The following is a 14,098-nucleotide window of genomic DNA, read 5'->3' on the forward strand; positions in this document are numbered from 1 at the left end:
AACGCACGAATTACCTACGGGCTTTCCGCTACTACAGCGTATGCCGCAGCGAGTAGTCGGTTCCGCCTAAAAGCGCCTATTCAGATCATTACAGATGCCCGTGCAGCACTGGTGGAGCAATAATAGGCTGCTTCTCCACCAAAGCCGACAAATCTCCGGGAGACAAAAACTGAATTCGGTAGTCCTCTGCCCGCCAGCTCATCGCAGCGTACAGGGTAAGGAACGGCCTTTTCCAGCCGTTACCGATTTGATACAGTTGCCCGCCCTCAGCATACAATACCTCGATCCATCGCTTGCGTTGAGCCGGTATATTCAGTGTGGGCAGCATGGACATGTTCTCCAGATCGGGAGCCGCCAGTAAAGGAATGGGTTCCTCTGGCGGCTCAGCTACAGGTGCATCAATGCTGCCGGAAACTGTGGCCTCCGGCTTCCCTACCAAGGGAAGCACCAACAAATCCAGCTGAGACACTCTAACAGGGCGCACATTTTCACCTCCCGCAGCACTGACTCCATGCAGATACCGCCTTCTTACCGGCTCTAACCGAAATACTGCTCCAGACGGTCCCTGAACAACCGCTCCGATGGGATAAAAGCTTGCCGCTGATACGTGTGTTTCCTTACCTGTTGATATCTGGCCGTCCGTCTCCGCTGTACTGAATTTCAGGTTGTGGAACAGCTTATCCGCGTCCCCCCACTTTTGTACAAAAAAGGATCGGTTCCGGCTGCTTTCCTCCATTGAACCGCTTTTTTCGGTCGTTTGAGGAAAACCATACACCGTATCCCGATCTCTTTCCTCATAATGGATAAAAGCATCGCCGGCAATTGCCATACGTATCCCCAACAAACGCACGCGCAGCAGCCAATCTGCATGGGCTTCCTGAGTACTGTGGCAGCCTTCGTCCCAGTAGCCCGTTTTTTCCAGTGTCTCTCTGCGCAGCAATAAACAAAATCCGGCTAAGCTTTCGGTCTCTCGCCATGCATCCGGTTTGGGGATATTGTAGGGCATGGCAAATTGACGTGCTCCATTTTCGTTCATATAAGGAACCTCAATCTGCTGTTCTTTGAATGGACCATTCGTTACAGGCCCAACAACACCAATACGCGGATCGCTGTATAAACACGCTAACAACCGATCCAACCAGCCGGGGGTCACCATGGAGTTTTGATCCAGTACCACAATAGTTGTGCCTTTTGCCATCATCAGCCCCTGATTCAGGCTACCTATCATTTGAACATCCTTTTTTAACAGCGCATAACGCACAGCGATGCTTTTACGGAGCAAATAGGTGGATGTCCCGTCCGTCGAGCCGCAGTCCACCACAATAATTTCGTGAGGATGGCTCGTATTCTCCTCAATACGGTGAATGCATGCACGGAGCTGTTGAAGCTGATTGCAGGACGGAATGATAATACTGACGCCTTCAAAAACCTTGCCGAACGAAGCCTGGCCCAACCTGTTGCCTTGCTCCTGGCCCCTTTTAAATCCTGACCAATAGCCTTTCTTTCCGAGCCGCTTGCTGTGTTTCCTTTGCATATTCAGGCGTTTCATGCCGTTCACTCCTCCGGGTGGCATTATGCCTATACTATATGCCTGGCCCGGCCGGATGGTGTTTCATTGAGATCAGGGTAGAAGTCCTTTCATTTTCACTCCAGCTTCCTGGAGGGAATCGAAGGTTCCTGCGTCGCTCCAATAGCGCCGTAAAATATCATATTCCAGCTTGCCTTCAGCGGCATAACAGTTGTTAACATCCGTGATCTCAAGCTCACCGCGTGCCGAAGGTGTAATTTGCCGGATCTTATCGAACACGGCAGTATCGTACATATAGATACCCGTAACGCAATATTTGGATTGGGGATGCTGTGGCTTTTCTTCAATCCGCATAATGCTCTCCGGGCGCTCAGGATCAAATACGGGTACCCCGTAACGACGAGCATCTGCCACCTTTTTCAACAACACTCTGGCGCTCCCCGGGGGCTGTTGCTTGAACCGTTCGATCACAGGTCCCAAGTCTTCCTTGAACAAATTATCACCTAACAAAACAGTGAATTTCTCTTCTGCCTGCATATAGCTTCTTGCCAGTTCGAGTGCTTCCGCAATGCCGCCCGCCTTTTCTTGAATCCGGTATGTCAGTTGGACACCATAATCGCTGCCACTGCCCAAAAAATCGGTATACAGTCCGGCCGATTGTTTACCAATAATAATAAGCATATCGGTGATCCCCGCCTGTCGCAGCCTCTCGATACCATATACGATCATGGGATACTTGCCGACCGGAAGCAGATGCTTGTTGAGTAATGTAGTCAACGGATGAAGGCGCGATCCGGTTCCTCCTGCGAGAATAACCCCTTTCATATCTTCCTTCCTCCTTCGACAGCATGTTCAGTGCATACAACCCCAGCGTTTCCAGTTTCGATGAACATTCTGGGATCTATACTCCATTTCTCTATAAACAAACGATAGTTCCGCTCGATCAGCTCTTCCATCCAGGAAGTTTCCGAGCGTGAGAAGCTCGCATTCCCCTCGTGATAGACAAAACAGTCGTTGCACATGAGCAGCTTGTAGCCATGCACGCGTGCGCGTAGACAATAATCGTCATCCTCATAATGTCCGGGGCTGAACCGTTCATCCAGCAATCCGATCCGTTCCATCAGATCGCGCCGGAACAGCAAACAAAATCCGACCAACCGCTTGACCTCCTGCCATCTGGAGGGATTACTTGCATTATTCTGCTCCGCATATCTCAGACAACTGGCCAAATCTCCTTCTAATCCGTGTATCTGCTGAATACCGCTGACGTAATTCGTCACCGGTCCCACCAATCCCACTATGCTTTCGCTCTGCAATGCAGCCAACATATTCGATAGCCATCCCCGCGTAACCGTCACATCATTGTTTAAAATAACGAACTGGTCACCGGAAGCCAGCCGGAGCCCCGTATTACATGCTGCTGGAAAGCCTCTGTTTTCAGGAAGACGTATGCTGATCAGCCGCTCGGATGCGCAAAAATCATCCGTTCCGTCATTCGAAGCGTTGTCCACAACAATGATTTCATACGGTACATCTATCGTATGTGTCCGAATCGCCTCAATGCACGGCTTTAACAGATGCAGGCCGTTATAAGTCGGAATAATGATGCTCGTCAGACTCATTGTGCATTCCTCCCTTTGGCAACGTCTACCCGTGTTGGAACAGGCCCGAGCGGGGAATACCCGGCTACCTGAAACACCGCCGTCAGTGCCTCTGCATGATCACCGACGATCAACTGTTCCATAGCGTTCCCTTTGCCAACATTGAAGGTCCGCTTACGGTTTGTTTTAATGACATCGACAGCATGTACTGCCGCCACGATCATGCCATGCAGAATTGCCATGGCGTGGGCTTTTGGCGGTACGGCAAGCACGGCTGAGCCAAGCTGATCCAGTAAACGCCGAGATAAGGCATGCGGTACGGCAGTCAATGAGCTTGCTCCCAGATCCGGCCTGCGTAGTACGCGATTCAGGAATGCTTTGCACCGTGTCACGCTGTCCTGCTGGGCATAGGGCGGCAAATGTCTGCCCAGATCATTAAGCGCAACATCCGTTCCCTGATCCACCGCGTGGAGAAAAGGTAACAAATCAGATGCTGGAATCGGCAAATCTCCGTCCACGAACAGCACAATATCAGCCTGCGTCATACGCGCGCCTACTGCACGGCCAACATCATGCCCCAGTCGATCCGGCACGTTGACGAGAGTCACACTGGGATGATGTTTGGCTACGGTGGAGCGCGTGCCGTCCGTGCAGCCGTTCAATACGACAATGATATCCGTAAACGGAAGTTTTTCCAGCTCGCCCAGTACCCGGTCAATCGTTGACTCTTCATTACAGGCGCTGACCACGGCCGCTGCCGTTCCCTGTAACACAATATCTCCCGGAACTTCGCGTTCCACAGGCGGAGTCACTTCGGTCATTCCTTTCGCCCGAGGTGTGGGCTTTCTCACCCTACGGCTATGCATTGAAGTCGTCGTTCCTCGTTTTCGCTGAACACGTCTGATCCCCCAGCTCGGTTCTTCACGCTTCCCTCTGCGATACTGTCTACTCACAGTTTCACCTCGTCTCTGATCCGTTTGCGCCCCAAATCCGTATATCCCGCACGCGTTCCTAGACGCGATGTAAGCCAGGCAATGGCATCCAGATGATCCTGAACAATTACATCTGCCAGCGGGTCCTTGCCGTTCTGTTTTTTACGTGTCGCATTTATTTTACCGACAGCTATTCCATATACAGTCACCACTCTTAACCCGGAGGCGATGGACATAGCTTGAAATAAAGGAGGTTTCTCCAAGGGCTTTAGACCTATTTCCTTTAGAGCCTTTTGACTTATGGCGTGTGGAATGCCAGTCATAGATGCTCCCCCTAAATCAGCACGATTCGACAAGATATTCAATACATGCTTTGCCTCCACTACAGGATGTACGGGCGTACGATTCACAGGTCCATGGTAATCATTCAGCACCACATCCGCCCCTGCACATATGGCGTGTATAAACGGCCGGAGTCTAACGCAGGGAATGACGATATCCCCATCCAGGAAAAGCAGGATCTGTCCGGATGCCGCCTCCGCTCCAATACGACGGCCAACATCATGTCCGAGCGGTTCCGGGAAAGAAAGTACACGAGCTCCCGCCGCTGCTGCCACCTTCGCCGTTCTATCGTGTGATCCGTTCTCAACGACGATAACCTCTGTATGTGGATGGACACGGCGCGCTTCGCGAATCACAGCTCCGATTTTTTTTTGCTCATTCATGGCCGGGATAATGACAGATACGAAAAACTTTCCCACTGATGACAGTTCAGATGGTCGCTCTTCTCTGCTCTGTGCCCCTCTCTCCGTGTCGAGTACCTCCCTCATGGCAGGGGCTACCGGATTCTTATGCATGTTCGGCATTCGTAACGGCAGCCACATCTTGGAATGATAGTAAGCGCCGGAATGCCGCCTCCGTTTGATCTTGTATCCAGCTCTTCCCTGCTTCTTCATGCTCCCGTCTCACCTCCCTTCCTGCTGTATAGATGGACAGCATGATTAGGACAGTTCAACATAACCTATGCGGTCCAAAAGCCGTGTGTAACGGCAATCGTGGAGTCTTTTCGACACAGCAATTTTCGACTTTATTTTACAAATCTTATTAATCCTATTAAATAAATTAGTTATTAGGGTCTAAAGAATCATTTTGGATAAATTTGTGACATAGATCTTCTCGTCCGTCATTCTCTGTGCTAATATCAGAGCCAGATGATGGGAGTTCAAAAAATCAACATTTGTTTTTTTTGCATAAGGAAACTTTTTCCATTATCCACCATTATTCTATTTTCTTTATATACGACAGGAAAGGAGGAGTTTGTCACCTTTTTAGGCTACATGCTTCATATTGCAGTACCCTCTTTTCACGTACGCTTCATGAAAAACACTTCGGTATTTCTCTTCATGTTCCATTTTCTTCTATTCCAGACGACAACACGACCTACATAAATGGCGCAATGCCTTATTCAAGACAGGATGATTCATCCTGACATTAATCGAGGAGAGTGAATTTTTGATGAAAAAAGTATGGGTTTCGCTTCTTGGAGGAGCTATGTTATTAGGGTCTGTCGCGTCTGGTGCATCAGCGGAGAGTTCCGTTTCGGGGCCAACTCAGCTTACACCGACCTTTCACGCCGAGCAATGGAAAGCCCCTTCCTCGGTATCGGGGGACGACATTGTATGGAGCTATTTGAATCGGCAAAAGAAATCGTTACTGGGTGCGGACGACTCTAGTGTACGTGAACAATTCCGAATCGTTGATCGCACAAGCGACAAGTCCGGTGTGAGCCATTATCGGCTGAAACAGTATGTAAACGGGATTCCCGTATATGGAGCTGAACAGACTATTCATGTGGGCAAATCTGGTGAGGTCACCTCTTACTTAGGAGCGGTGGTTACTGAGGATCAGCAAGCTGAAGCTACGCAAGGTACAACTCCAAAAATCAGCGCTTCTGAAGCGGTCTACACTGCATATAAAGAAGCAGCTGCACGGATTGAAGCCCTCCCTACCTCCGACGATACGATTTCTAAAGATGTTGAGGAACAAAGCAGTGTAAGCAAAGACACTTACGCCGAAGCAGCTAACAACGAAAAAACGCTATCTACTGATAAGGACGAGCTGAGTCTTGATAAAGCATCTGCCCTGAAAGATAGCAAAATTGAAGCGGTGGAAGCAGAAAAAAGTTCCATTGCCAAAATCGCTAATCTGCAGCCAGAAGTAGATCCAAAAGCCGATCTGTACTTCTATCCTAAAGGGGATGACCTGCAGCTGGTTTATGTAACAGAAGTCAATGTTTTAGAACCTGCCCCACTGCGTACTCGCTACATTATTGATGCCAATGATGGCAGCATCGTATTCCAGTATGACATCATTAATGAAGCGACAGGCACAGGTAAAGGTGTGCTTGGTGATACCAAATCATTCACCACAACTGCTTCCGGCAGTAGCTACCAGTTAAAAGATACAACACGCGGTAACGGGGTTGTGACCTACACGGCCTCCAACCGTCAAAGCATCCCAGGTACCATTCTGACCGATGCCGATAATGTATGGAATGATCCAGCCGGCGTGGATGCCCATACGTATGCTGCTAAAACATATGATTACTATAAGGCCAAATTTGGACGCAACAGCATTGACGGACGCGGGCTGCAACTCCGTTCGACAGTCCATTATGGTAGCCGTTACAACAACGCCTTCTGGAATGGCTCCCAAATGACTTATGGAGACGGGGACGGTAGCACATTTATCGCATTCAGCGGGGACCCCGATGTGGTAGGTCATGAACTTACGCACGGTGTCACAGAGTATACTTCGAATTTGGAATATTACGGAGAGTCCGGTGCATTGAATGAGGCTTTCTCGGACGTCATCGGTAATGACATTCAGCGTAAAAATTGGCTTGTAGGCGATGATATTTATACGCCAAACATTGCAGGCGATGCTCTGCGCTCTATGTCCAATCCTACCCTGTACGATCAACCAGATCACTATTCCAACTTGTATACAGGCAGCTCCGATAACGGCGGCGTTCATACGAACAGCGGTATTATCAATAAAGCCTACTATCTGTTAGCACAAGGTGGTACTTTCCATGGCGTAACTGTAAATGGAATTGGCCGCGATGCAGCGGTTCAAATTTACTATAGTGCCTTTACGAACTACCTGACTTCTTCTTCCGACTTCTCCAACGCACGCGCTGCTGTGATCCAAGCAGCAAAAGATCAGTACGGTGCGAACTCAGCAGAAGCAACTGCAGCTGCCAAATCTTTTGACGCTGTAGGCGTAAACTAAATCATATACGCTATAATCCTCATATCCCGTCCATAGACCTTTGCCGTTGTGCAACTGTCACTTGGCCCTGACTCATACAATGGACGAAAAAATAGGGGTGCAGTGTACAAGTCTGCGCCCCTTCCCCCCTTATTTATGGCGTCCCCTCAAAGGGGCGCCCTTTTCTTGTTCATCGGGTCCCTTCGATCATTTTCGACTAAATAAGACAAATAAACAGTAAATCAGGGACTAAAGATTCATTTTGGGGTATTTTGTAAAATTAACCTTCTCGTTCGACAACCTCTGTGCTAATATCAGAGCCAAGACGATGAGATTGCAAAAAAATAAACCTTAATATTTTACATAAGGTAATTTTTATCCCATCCTCTTCACGTTTCAAAGGAGCAACAAGACTTACATATATGACGCAAGGCTTCTGCAAACAGGGTGTTTTTCACCCCAATATTAATTAGGGAGAGTGAGTATGAATTGAAAAAAGTATGGGTTTCACTTCTAGGAGGAGCTATGTTATTAGGATCTATAGCACCGGGGGCCTCCGCAGCTGAAAATTCTGTTCCCGATCCGACTCAGTTTACGCCAACATTCCAAACGGTGAACTGGAAGTCCCCTTCAACGGTAACAGGCGACAATCTGGTCTGGAGCTTTTTAAATCGACAACAAAAAACATTATTGAGTCTGGACAATACCCACATCGGTTCCCATGTGCGCGATCAATTTCGTATCGTGGATCGTACCAGTGACAAATATGGTACAAAGCATTATCGGTTAAAACAATACGTAGACGGAATTCCCGTATTTGGAGCCGAACAGACCATCCATGTAAACAAGTCTGGTCAAATCACCTCTTATTTGGGAGCGGTCATTTCAGAAGATCAACAAGCCGATGCTAAAGAAAATACAACTCCAAAAATCAGTGCTACTGAGGCTGTATATACGGCATATGAAGATGCAGCTATACGGGTTCAATCTCTCTCTTCCTCCGTCCAAATCGTTCCTGAACCTTACGAGGATACAAGTAGTGTAAGTAAAGACACTTACGAAAAAGCATCTAACAATGAATTATCAATCTCTCTTGATAAGGACTCCTTGGATTTGGATAAAGTAGCTGAACTGGAGGACAGTAAATTGGAAGCGGTAGAGCCTGCATCCTCTATCCCCAAAATTGCCAATCTGGAACCAAGCGTGGACCCTAAAGCAGAACTGTATATCTATCCCGATGGAGACTCAACACGTCTAGTCTATGTAACCGAAGTTAATACTTTACAACCCACTCTGCTGCGCACACGTTACTTTATTGACGCTAATGATGGAAAAATCGTATTCAAGTATGACATCCTTAACGAAGTGATCGGCACAGGGCGCGGTGTATTCGGTGATACCAAAACATTTGAAACAACAGCTTCGGGCAAGAAGTATCAACTAAAGGATACGACTCGTGGTAAAGGAATCCTAACTTATAACGTCCACAACACCGAGACGCTCCCCGGCACCCTGTATACAGATTCAGATAACGTATGGGAAGATCCGGCTGCGGTGGATGCCCACGCTTACGCTATCCGCACTTACGATTATTACAAGGATAGATTTGGACGCGACAGCATTGACGGGCATGGCATGGCCATCGCTTCGGCAGTCCATTACGGCGCAAAGAACTACAATAATGCCCACTGGGGCGGCACTCATATGCTTTACGGAGACGGAGACGGCACGTTATTTGCCCCTTTCAGCAGCGACCTTGAAATTGTTGCCCATGAGCTGACACACGGTGTGACCGAGCATTCATCAGGGCTCGTGTATTTCGCTGAATCTGGTGCATTAAGTGAAGCCATCTCAGATATTATAGGCAACGACATTGAGCGTACCAATTGGGACTTCGGCAAAGTCGCTTATACCCCTAATATTAAGGGCGACGCCATTCGCTCCCTTTCCGATCCTGTCAAATACGGTCAAGTCGATCACTACAGCAATCTCTATCCTGATCCTAACAACGAGGATTATGGTGGAGCCCATATTAATAGTGGCATTATTAATAAAGCCTACTATCTACTGGCACAAGGAGGCACCTTCCATGGTGTCAAGGTAGATGGAATCGGACGTGATGCAGCCGTATATATTTATTATAATGCCTTCACCAATTATCTGACTTCCACGTCTAACTTCTCCACCGCGCGTGCCGCTGTTATCCAAGCGGCCAAAGATAGTTATGGTGAAAATTCAATAGCCGTAACCTCTGCTATTAAGTCTTTTGACGCTGTAGGTGTGAGATAAGTAATAAATACAAACTTCCCCGATATTACAAGTTTTCCCCCTTCCCTCTTATGTATACGGCGTCCCACTGTGGGACGCCTTTTTCTAGTATGAAGTTGATTATTGGCAACTTATATTCCTGGCTTCTTATTATTGCCCCATCGCAATCCAAAGGACCAACCCTTCACATATCGGACCTGAGTGTATGCGTTCCACAGTAAGTACTGCTGAATACCTCTGACGTTGTGTGACGGATACCAGCACTCCCGGTATACTCGCACTGGCAGTGATTACATATTGTGTATCTATAAAAGGCTTCTCAAATATAACGCTCACTTCGCCCCTATCCGCTCGTGCGGGGAGGTGAAAAGAAATGCTCCCATATTGAGATGAAGCTATATGATCGTCAGAAGCCTCGTCACTGGTCGCTGATTCGTCGTGAATGGCATTCAAGTCTAATTCTTTCTCCGTATCGAAAGCTGGATCGATATCTTGCTCAGGCAAGACCACGCGTTGCTTTGGGCGGTGTCTTCCTTCCGCAATGTGAATACTGGTTATGGAACAATCCAGTAGCGAATCTTGCTCTGCCTGATCTTCCGTCGTAATAGACGGTATGTCGTTATCCGTCCTGTATTCCGTATCTGACTCAGGCACAGACAACAGCAGTACAGATGCTCGATTCATCTGCATCGCTTCCTCTAGCGTTTTGGGAAGCTTATGCTTCTTCCATGCCGCTTCCTCTATAGCTTGAACCGAGGTATCCTTCTCTACGGGGGCAGGGACCGTTGCCGTCCCGCGCTGGCTCAGTCTATGACTGCCGGAGGTCGAAGCCGCTTTCTCCTTGTTAACACGGGGTGAGGGAACTGCATTGGAAAGGTTACGCCGCGCTGTTCTTTTATCCTTAGGGCTATGGTTCGTACGATGGTTCATGATGATCGCTCCTTTGGCACAGGAGTGAACCAGCGGTCGCCCCGCTTCATTCACCCGGCTGGAAATCATGGCTAATGCCTATAAGATAGCCTATGCGCGTAACAGCGCCTACGTCACTCCGTTGCGCAGTCCGTTATGATTTGTGCCCAGCGTTGTGCTGAGTGCTGCCATAAAAATCGTCTTCGTACCTCGTCAAGCCCGGCTTCTCCCATCCGTCGTCGCAAGCCAGGTTGCTGGAGCAGCCTGATGATGGCATCGGCCATTTCCTGCTCACCGTGAGACGGATACACAAGCCAGCCTGTCTCGCCGTGTTGTACAACTTCCGGAATACCGCCGATTCGTGAAGCGACCACAGGCACTCCTGCTGCCATGGCTTCCAGATTGACCAGCCCGAAGGCCTCATCCTTCACTGAAGGAACAACGGTCACATCGGCTAGCTGATATAGCGAGGCCAATGCTGGATGCGGAACATAATCTAGGAATTGCACATGCTTCCCCAACCTTAGTTTACGCATCTGCCGATGCAACGACGTCGTGTACGGCGTGAGGCGATCATGCCCGTAATAGGCACTGCCTGCAATGAGCAGCAGTACGTCCGGACAGGTGCGGACGACATGCCGCAGGGCCTTGAGCAGTCGGTGAACGCCCTTTCCTGGCATCAGTCTGCCCGCGAATAACACGATTTGACGGCCTGACCAGCCGAAATCGTCCAATCGCGCCGATCTGGCCGCTTCTGCTGCAGGAGTCCACCTTGGCAGGAAATCACCGGGATGGATACCCAGCTTGTTTATGACGATGCGTTCCCTGACCGCGTCGGGACAGTCAGAAGCTACGATTGCCCCCAAATACGCACTGTTCACGATAATGCGATCCATCGATGCCAGCAGCCTACCCATCTCCTCCCGTTTGAGGTGGGGCTCCCGGATGAACGTGGTCGAATGCAAAGTCAGCACAACCCGACTATCGGGTAAAGCCTCGCGAATTGCATACGCAACTGCCGGACGGTTGTGTACATCTACTACCGCTGGTAACCATCTCTTTAAATCAGCAATCACCTCAGAAATATAACCTGCTCCCCGCTTATAACGCATGCAGGGAATTCCGTCGACATCGCCATGATCAGGTGCCTCTGCTCCCTTTATGCCATAGATCTGCGCTTGGAGCTCATGACTAGCCAGCGGTACCATGTGGGCAATTACCCGCTCCACAGAACTGCTGCGGGGCGAAGGTATAACAAAGGAGCCCGGTGTAACGACTGCTACCTTCGGCCTCTGCATCACCTCACCTACTTTCTGACCCTATTCCAACACTCTTCAACAATCATCTTGTATCATATCGTCCGCCTCCCTGAAAGGTGCCTCGCTTCTAACTTTGGGCTTACCGCAAGGCTAGCGTCCATGCCTGGCCGATCTTTGATACATATGATGGACTAGAATCACAGTATGATCAGTTGGAGTGACTACAAGGAGGGCGGACATACTCATGTTGCATGTCGGCGTCATGCTCAACCCGGCAACCTACCGGGGCATTCCCGCCATGAGGACGCGATATGAATCTATCGCCAATTACGAGGACGCCGGGTTAAGCTACGAGCTCATCCCCTGCTTTCTTCGTCTGGAGGATATTCATATAGCGACCGGAACATGCCGGGCTTTTGTTAAACACGGCAACGAGTATCGGCAGATGACTCTTCCGTTGCCGCCGGTCATCCACAATCGGACTCTCTATCGGCAAAATGAAAATGCTAGCGATATCAACAAGCTTGTACAAAAGGGATTCTATATTTTTAATGAACAAAACCGTTTCCACAAAGACCATATACATGCAATTCTGCAAGAAGACCCTTTGCTACGCATCCACCTCCCCAAAACATTGCAAGGCAACCTTTCCTCCATCCATACCTTGATGGAGGAAACCGGAGATGTTGTAATTAAACCCAGTAGCGGTAGCGTAGGTAGAGGAATTATGCGTCTGCGGCATTCCCGCGGAGGCTGGACTTTGCAATGTGCTCATCCGGCTATACCTGAGCGTTGGTCCACACTACGTTTGAATGTTGGGGAACTCCCATTATTTCTACACAAACGACTGCTGCATGTGCCTCATATCGTACAGGAAACCATACCGCTTGCTTTGAACAATAATCGTCCGTTTGATGTCCGTGTGTCAGTTCAGCGCGGATATGGCGGTATCTGGGGTGTGACAGGCATGTATGCTAAAATTGCTCCTTCCCACACCTTCGTTTCCAATGTTGCACAGGGCGGTACGGCCCGTTCTTTACTGGAGGTATTATCACAAACCGAGACGGTTCAGACTTCGAACGCAGTCCGGCTGATGAATGAATTGGAGCGACTCTCGTTACAAATCGTGCACCGACTGGCACAAACCCTTCCCCGTCTCGCCGACGTCGGTCTGGATCTGGGAATTACCCATGAGGGCAAGATTGTTTTTATCGAATGCAACGGTCGTGATCAGCGCTATGGCTTCAGCCAGGCGGGCATGCACAATGTCTGGAAAGAAACATACACTCAGCCGATGGCTTACGCTCGTTGGCTTCTCGAACGGATGCCTTCGTCAGACACCGAACGTTCACCAGGCCGTCCACTGTATTGATTTACGTCACATTCTGTGTCAATATAGTTCAGAGCGGCCGGACAGGTTCCGGCCAAGACGGCTCGGAAATGAACAAGGGGGATCTGTAATGGCAAAACAGTGGCTGCGGCTCATGACGGAGCTATCATCGCGCAAGTGGGTGTGCCGGATTGTAGGCTCCTTCGCGCAAAGCGGTGCAAGCCGACTTTTTATCCCCACCTTTATACGTACGTACCAGATCCAGACGCATGAGGCGGAACAGGAATGGAAGGAATACCGTTCCCTAAACGCCTATTTTACACGCAAATTAAAAGCGGGCATGCGCCCGATTGATACGAACGCCGAGGTGATGACCAGTCCGGTGGATGCACGGATTACTTTCACTGGCCCAATTACGTCCGGCACTCTTTTGGATGTCAAAGGGCAGGACTATACGCTGGAAGAGCTTCTTAACCGCTCTCCGCGTCTTGAAAAATACACACACGGCTATGCTTTTGTACTCTATCTCAGCCCGACGGATTATCATCGCATTCATGCACCAGTATCCGGTACGCTGGTAGAAAAAGAACATCTGCGCGGCAAGGTATACCCAGTGAATGACTTCGGCTTGCAACATATGCGAGCAGTTCTTAGCCGCAATGAACGACAGATTACGTACATTGCCCATGAATATGGTGAGGTGGCGGTCGTCAAGGTTGGCGCAATGAATGTGAGTAGCATCAAATATACGGATGATAAAGCCGTCTCATGGATAAAAGGAGACGATCTCGCCTATTTCGAATTTGGATCAACTGTCGTTTTGCTAACTGAAAACGGCACGTTTGATCCAGACCCCGCATTGAAGCCGGGGGATGCGGTGAAAATGGGACAACGTCTGGGTTGCTTTCGACATGATCCCAAAGCATAAGTGAATTTACCGTAACCGTATTATAGCTACACATATGAGCATCGGGATCGGATGATGCTAAATTGCTCAT

11 protein-coding genes are annotated in these 14,098 nt (G+C 49.2%); 4 read left to right on the forward strand and 7 right to left on the reverse strand.

All coding sequences use genetic code 11. The annotated features are described in order from the left end of the window. Nucleotides 1–88: 88 nt before the first annotated feature. The 5 genes from NSS66_RS19130 to NSS66_RS19150 all read right to left on the reverse strand — a co-directional run bounded on the left by NSS66_RS19130 (nucleotide 89) and on the right by NSS66_RS19150 (nucleotide 5,017). Entirely contained in the window at nucleotides 89–1,549 is a 1,461-nt protein-coding gene (locus NSS66_RS19130) for a glycosyltransferase family 2 protein (protein ID WP_075154702.1), read from the reverse strand. A gap of 72 nt (nucleotides 1,550–1,621) precedes the next feature. After that, nucleotides 1,622–2,353: a sugar phosphate nucleotidyltransferase gene (locus NSS66_RS19135; RefSeq protein ID WP_028541469.1), complete on the reverse strand. Its 732-nt coding sequence runs from the start codon at nucleotides 2,351–2,353 to the stop codon at nucleotides 1,622–1,624. Beyond that, nucleotides 2,350–3,150: a glycosyltransferase family 2 protein gene (locus NSS66_RS19140; RefSeq protein ID WP_023990114.1), complete on the reverse strand. Its 801-nt coding sequence runs from the start codon at nucleotides 3,148–3,150 to the stop codon at nucleotides 2,350–2,352. Before NSS66_RS19140 ends, NSS66_RS19135 begins: the two co-directional genes overlap by 4 nt. Then, nucleotides 3,147–4,082 carry a glycosyltransferase family 2 protein gene (locus tag NSS66_RS19145; RefSeq protein WP_023990115.1) on the reverse strand — a complete coding sequence of 312 codons (936 nt, stop codon included), beginning with the start codon at nucleotides 4,080–4,082 and terminating at the stop codon, nucleotides 3,147–3,149. The genes NSS66_RS19140 and NSS66_RS19145 overlap by 4 nt, the downstream gene beginning before the upstream one ends. Next, nucleotides 4,079–5,017, reverse strand: coding sequence for a glycosyltransferase family 2 protein (locus NSS66_RS19150; protein ID WP_340959557.1), 939 nt, complete (start codon nucleotides 5,015–5,017; stop codon nucleotides 4,079–4,081). The genes NSS66_RS19145 and NSS66_RS19150 overlap by 4 nt, the downstream gene beginning before the upstream one ends. A gap of 559 nt (nucleotides 5,018–5,576) precedes the next feature. On the opposite strand from NSS66_RS19150, the gene NSS66_RS19155 reads away from it, so the two are divergent. Continuing rightward, a complete protein-coding gene (locus NSS66_RS19155) occupies nucleotides 5,577–7,355 on the forward strand; it encodes a M4 family metallopeptidase (RefSeq protein ID WP_023990117.1) in 1,779 nt (592 codons plus the stop codon). Between the two features lie 468 nt (nucleotides 7,356–7,823). Further along, nucleotides 7,824–9,623, forward strand: coding sequence for a M4 family metallopeptidase (locus NSS66_RS19160; RefSeq protein WP_340959558.1), 1,800 nt, complete (start codon nucleotides 7,824–7,826; stop codon nucleotides 9,621–9,623). A 129-nt stretch (nucleotides 9,624–9,752) separates the two neighbouring features. Here NSS66_RS19160 and NSS66_RS19165 read toward each other — a convergent pair whose 3' ends face one another. Together NSS66_RS19165 and NSS66_RS19170 are read right to left on the reverse strand one after the other, a co-directional pair. After that, complete coding sequence (locus NSS66_RS19165) at nucleotides 9,753–10,532, reverse strand: WIAG-tail domain (protein ID WP_340959559.1); 780 nt, start codon at nucleotides 10,530–10,532, stop codon at nucleotides 9,753–9,755. Between the two features lie 113 nt (nucleotides 10,533–10,645). Then, nucleotides 10,646–11,809, reverse strand: a complete 1,164-nt coding sequence (locus NSS66_RS19170; RefSeq protein ID WP_075154706.1) for a glycosyltransferase family 4 protein — start codon at nucleotides 11,807–11,809, stop codon at nucleotides 10,646–10,648. 205 nt (nucleotides 11,810–12,014) lie between these two features. On the opposite strand from NSS66_RS19170, the gene NSS66_RS19175 reads away from it, so the two are divergent. Both NSS66_RS19175 and asd read left to right on the forward strand, forming a co-directional pair. Next, nucleotides 12,015–13,142: a YheC/YheD family endospore coat-associated protein gene (locus NSS66_RS19175; protein WP_023990121.1), complete on the forward strand. Its 1,128-nt coding sequence runs from the start codon at nucleotides 12,015–12,017 to the stop codon at nucleotides 13,140–13,142. 88 nt (nucleotides 13,143–13,230) lie between these two features. After that, a complete protein-coding gene (gene asd, locus NSS66_RS19180) occupies nucleotides 13,231–14,028 on the forward strand; it encodes an archaetidylserine decarboxylase (protein ID WP_075154707.1) in 798 nt (265 codons plus the stop codon). Nucleotides 14,029–14,098 lie beyond the last annotated feature (70 nt).

It is taken from the genome of Paenibacillus sp. FSL R10-2748, assembly GCF_038005565.1.
In the GTDB taxonomy this organism is placed as follows: Bacteria; Bacillota; Bacilli; order Paenibacillales; family Paenibacillaceae; genus Paenibacillus; species Paenibacillus polymyxa_B.